Annotated in this window: 5 protein-coding genes and 1 pseudogene; 2 read left to right on the top strand and 4 right to left on the bottom strand. The window is 36.3% G+C overall.

The window, feature by feature from the left end; translation table 11 throughout:
* Positions 1–120: pseudogene (locus tag Q0Q99_RS12860) on the top strand (IS982 family transposase); the annotation flags it as partial.
* A gap of 25 nt (positions 121–145) precedes the next feature.
* Here Q0Q99_RS12860 and Q0Q99_RS12855 read toward each other — a convergent pair.
* The 4 genes from Q0Q99_RS12855 to Q0Q99_RS12840 form a co-directional block, all read right to left on the bottom strand.
* A complete protein-coding gene (locus tag Q0Q99_RS12855; RefSeq protein ID WP_293896742.1) occupies positions 146–1,123 on the bottom strand; it encodes a pyruvate dehydrogenase complex E1 component subunit beta in 978 nt (325 codons plus the stop codon).
* 84 nt (positions 1,124–1,207) lie between these two features.
* Entirely contained in the window at positions 1,208–1,426 is a 219-nt protein-coding gene (locus tag Q0Q99_RS12850) for a hypothetical protein (RefSeq protein ID WP_293896740.1), read from the bottom strand.
* 159 nt (positions 1,427–1,585) lie between these two features.
* Positions 1,586–1,891 (bottom strand): hypothetical protein, encoded by a 306-nt coding sequence (locus Q0Q99_RS12845; protein WP_293896738.1) that lies wholly within the window; start codon positions 1,889–1,891, stop codon positions 1,586–1,588.
* Complete coding sequence (locus Q0Q99_RS12840; protein ID WP_293896736.1) at positions 1,875–2,327, bottom strand: hypothetical protein; 453 nt, start codon at positions 2,325–2,327, stop codon at positions 1,875–1,877. Before Q0Q99_RS12840 ends, Q0Q99_RS12845 begins: the two co-directional genes overlap by 17 nt.
* Positions 2,328–2,707: 380 nt before the next feature.
* On the opposite strand from Q0Q99_RS12840, the gene Q0Q99_RS12835 reads away from it, so the two are divergent.
* Positions 2,708–3,454, top strand: coding sequence for an electron transfer flavoprotein subunit beta/FixA family protein (locus Q0Q99_RS12835; RefSeq protein WP_293896734.1), 747 nt, complete (start codon positions 2,708–2,710; stop codon positions 3,452–3,454).
* The last annotated feature ends 127 nt before the right edge of the window (positions 3,455–3,581 follow it).

The raw sequence follows: 3,581 nt of genomic DNA, 5'->3' as shown, positions 1-3,581 counted from the left end.
TCTTTTGAAGGATTTAAAACAAGAATTTTAGCTAAAATAACAGCATTAACTTTGGTTCAATATATCAATAAATTCATATTTGATAGACCAATAAACAATATTAAAAATCAAATTATTTAATTACACCCAACGGGTTAAATTTATATTATTTGTATGTTACTTTTTTCACCGCTTTGACAACATCATCTGCGTTAGGTAACCACTCTTTTAAAAGTGTTGGCGAATAGGGCGCCGGCGTATCGGCAGTAGTGATTCTTTGTATCGGCGCATCCAGATAATCGAAAGCGCGTTCCTGAACCATATAGGTAATTTCGGAAGCCACACTGGCAAACGGCCAGGCTTCTTCCAAAACAACCAATCTGTTTGTTTTTTTAACCGAATTGATAATCGCGTCATAATCCATCGGACGAACGGTTCTCAAATCGATAATTTCGCAGGAGATGCCTTCTTTGGCTAACTCGTCAGCAGCAATAAAAGCTTCTTTAATGATTTTCCCAAAAGAAACAATCGTTACATCGGTTCCTTCTCTTTTTATTTCGGCAACGCCTAGCGGAATTGTATATTCTTCTTCCGGCACTTCGCCTTTGTCACCATACATTTGTTCCGATTCCATGAAAATGACAGGGTCATTATCACGGATAGCCGATTTCAATAAACCTTTGGCATCGTAAACTGTTGATGGCACTACAACTTTTAAACCTGGCGTGTTGGCAAACCAGTTTTCAAAAGCTTGTGAATGTGTAGCTCCTAATTGTCCCGCAGAAGCTGTGGGCCCGCGGAAAACCATTGCCATAGGGAATTGTCCGGCGGACATTTGACGCATTTTGGCTGCGTTATTTATAATTTGATCAATTCCAACCAAGGAGAAATTGAAAGTCATGTATTCTACAATCGGTCGACAGCCGTTCATGGCCGAACCAACAGCGATTCCTGCAAAACCAAGTTCAGCGATTGGAGTATCAATTACCCTTTTTGCTCCAAATTCATCAAGCATTCCTTTTGAAGCCTTGTAGGCACCGTTGTATTCGGCAACTTCCTCACCCATTAAATACACCGATTTATCGCGGCGCATTTCTTCACTCATGGCTTCAGCAATTGCTTCTCTAAATTGTATCGTTCTCATAAATTACTTTGTATCAATTTTGGATAGCAAAAGTAAAAAAAAGAAAATAGAATAAAGAGAATAGAAAAAGAAAATAGAGATTAGTTACTGCAACCCGTGATGTTGCGCAATTTCCTTGTCGTAGACTGCCGCTTTTTCGCTGAATTCAAGTGCCGCTTTGGCACTTTCATTAGCCTGGAGTTTGTTACCGCCGGCATGATATTTTACTGCTTCGATATGTGCTTTTGCCGCTTCCTGATGTTCTTCCGCAGCTTTTTTATGGCTTTCAATAATGGCTAATATCGATTCGTTGTGCGTTTCCATTGTTTATTTGGGTTTTAGTGAGGATAATTTGGATAATTCTAAAATAATGCAGCATATATTCGATTTACATAGGGTATGTAAATGACATAAAGACGACAGATGCACGATATCCAAATTTCTTTGGTGTGTCCGAAAACGGGTTTTATAAGTTTGTTCACGTTATCCATTATCTTCTTCTAAATCATTATGATTGTCTCCACCTATACTATAGCCATTATTTTCTTCATCCTCACTACCAGTTGTTTCCTGAGCGTCATCTAGTTCAGAACCCGGAATATCCAGATCGGAACCTGATTTGTCCTGATTAAAAGACTTTTCATTGTAATTTCCATCACTTGAATTAGAAATTTTATTTTTAGAAATATCTTCCGGATCAATTTCGGTCTCTTCTTTATCCATATTGTAAATATCTTCACTTTCCGGATAATTTACGTTTGACGGATAAACCTTATTTGGATTTTCCATTGTTTTGTTTTTTGATATTTTGTTTTCCTCGTGCATCATCTTTATTCTTTAATTTTAATTTTTCTTTTTTGAGTTTGATTTCTTCCATATCAGCGTCAATTTTTTCCTTTTTCATTCCTACCCGTATAAAGCCAAAAAGACTCATATAAATATTAGCAATCCACACTAATGCAAATCCTGAAATTACATAACCACGCCAGTCCGGATATAGCAAATGGAATTTGGTTATGAATAAAAAAAGTAGTGTCACATAATGGCTGAAGCAGTATTCACAGGTAAATAAATAAAAAAACTTACGCTGTATCATTGTTTTGCACAATTTGGCATTTTGAATGCAAAATTCCCTGGATTCCCTGAAAATTTCTTCCCGCGTGACGGTCCACGCAATACACGCAATTGGGATAGCCAGAATAAACAAATTGGATATTGCTTCCATAAATCCATTAGCAAAGTCTAATGTTTACTTTTAATTCTTATTTGAACCTGGCTTAATCTGAAACTGACAGCTTGTTGACGAGTCATTGCATGTCCTGATTTTGTGCCTTCCTCTATTTCAGTTATTTTCCTTTTTATGCTACCTTCATGTTTTTTCGTTCCCTTATCCATGATTTCCTAAATTGAAATTTGAAAATGCTCCTTTTATTTTATAAAGATACTTTAGACTAACTTTTATTATTTATAGAATTTTCTTTGTGTGTTACACAATTGACATTTTAGATTTAGCAAATACGTACGATAATACTATGCATGCATGGTAGTAATTCGAAATATTATTCTAATTTTGTGCTTCGAATTTTCAACAAATACCCAATACTTATGAAAATATTAGTTTGCATTAGTCATGTTCCTGATACTACTTCAAAAATCAATTTTATTAATGGCGATACCGAATTTGACACCACTGGAGTTCAATACGTAATCAATCCGAATGACGAATTTGGATTAACAAGAGCCATTTGGTTCCAGGAACAACAAGGTGCTAATGTTACTGTTGCCAATGTTGGCGGAGCAGATGCTGAAGCCACTTTGAGAAAAGCTCTCGCGATTGGTGCTAATGAAGCCATTAGAGTAAATGCAACACCAACAGACGGATATTTTGTGGCAAAGCAATTAGCCGAAGTTGCAAAGTCAGGAAGTTATGATTTAATAATTTGCGGAAAGGAATCTTTGGATTATAATGGAGGAATGGTTCCGGGAATGTTAGCTTCTTTATTGGATTACAATTTTGTAAATTCTTGTACCGAGCTTACTATCGATGGAAGTTCAGCTAAGGCTGCCAGAGAAATTGATGGTGGAAAAGAAACTATATCTGCCGCATTACCTTTGGTAATTGGTGGACAAAAAGGTTTGGTCGAAGAAAAAGATTTGAGAATCCCAAACATGCGTGGAATCATGACTGCAAGAACAAAAGTGTTAACCGTATTGGAGCCGGTTGTTGCTAATAATAATACCAAAGCAGTAAAATTTGAAAAACCGGCACCAAAATCCGCAGTGAAATTATTCGCTTCAGATGATTTGGACGGATTGATTAATGCATTACACAACGAAGCAAAAGTAATTTAACAATAAGCTGAATTGCTTACCGCGTTAGATTTGAAATTAAAAGGAGGAAGCCTAGTGGGCTTCAGGTAAAATATAAATATTAATTTAAAGTGTTAGCCCGCGTTAGGGATTGAAATGAAAATCCTTT

The organism is Flavobacterium sp. (genome assembly GCF_025352425.1).
Classification (GTDB): domain Bacteria; phylum Bacteroidota; class Bacteroidia; order Flavobacteriales; family Flavobacteriaceae; genus Flavobacterium.
This window is presented reverse-complemented; position numbering and strand designations above follow the sequence as displayed.